The 841-nt window shown below is 64.0% G+C and carries 1 protein-coding gene; it reads left to right on the top strand.

Features of this window, described 5'->3' with window-relative positions; translation table 11 throughout:
• The first annotated feature begins 377 nt into the window (after window positions 1–377).
• Window positions 378–701: a helix-turn-helix domain-containing protein gene (locus ACSDR0_RS50860; RefSeq protein ID WP_435296178.1), complete on the top strand. Its 324-nt coding sequence runs from the start codon at window positions 378–380 to the stop codon at window positions 699–701.
• The last annotated feature ends 140 nt before the right edge of the window (window positions 702–841 follow it).

The raw sequence follows: 841 nt of genomic DNA, 5'->3' as shown, positions 1-841 counted from the left end.
TTGCCCGAGACCTACCACCAGGTAGGCCCCGAGGCGGGGACCGCCACTTCAAGTTCTACGAGCTACGGGACAACCTCTGCCTACTTGCAAACGGGAGCTAGTCACGACGTAGAGGGCTCCTCGCCCTGGTCACGTGGCAGATGCGGTCTGGTGACGTGTGATCGTGTGAGGCGGTGTTGCCGTATCCCGCTGCTTGCCTAGCCTCGTAGCCAGTGGCCAGCCCCAACGTGTCTCCAGCGACTGCACTATTCAGCAGGCCGGATCGCGGTTCCGTAGCCGGACCGCGCCACCGAGAGCACGCTCCCGCACGAAGAAAGCCGTCTTAGATTCAGGGAGTCAACGCAACGGTGCTGGTAGGTGGAGGGCTTGTGGCTCGAATGGGTCGGCCGGGGATGTCAGATGTGGTCAAGCAGGATCTGTGGCGACGATGGCGGGCCGGCGAGTCGATCAGCATGATCTCCCGGGCCTTGGGCAAGCCACCCGGATCGGTGTTCACGGTGCTGAAGCACCACGGTGGTATCTCGCCCACAGTGCCCGTGGTTCGGGCCGGGCACCTCACAGCAATCGACCGGGAAACGATCTCTCGCGGGCTTGAGGCTGGAGCATCGCTGCGCTCGATCGCCGTGTCAATCGGGCGTCCGGCATCGACGGTCAGCCGTGAAAGCGCCCGCTCGACCACCCACCGCCGGGAATGCACCTGAAAACCGCACTGGTCAACGGGCTTGGTGACGATATGCACGATGATGCCCAGTACCTCACGCGCCCAGAGCACCAGACGCCCGGAAAAGCCCTGGTCGGCGAAGACGACCCGGCAGGAACCGGTCAGGTACAACCCCAGCAA

It is taken from the genome of Streptosporangium sp. G11, from assembly GCF_051192615.1.
Classification (GTDB): domain Bacteria; phylum Actinomycetota; class Actinomycetes; order Streptosporangiales; family Streptosporangiaceae; genus Streptosporangium.
The sequence above is the reverse complement of the archived record's forward strand: the minus strand, read 5'-3'. Positions and strand labels throughout refer to the sequence as shown.

Coding starts and splice junctions, on each gene's coding strand:
- ACSDR0_RS50860 (WP_435296178.1), top strand. CDS start 378: ATGGGTCGGCCGGGGATGTCAGATGTGGTCAAGCAGGATCTGTGGCGA.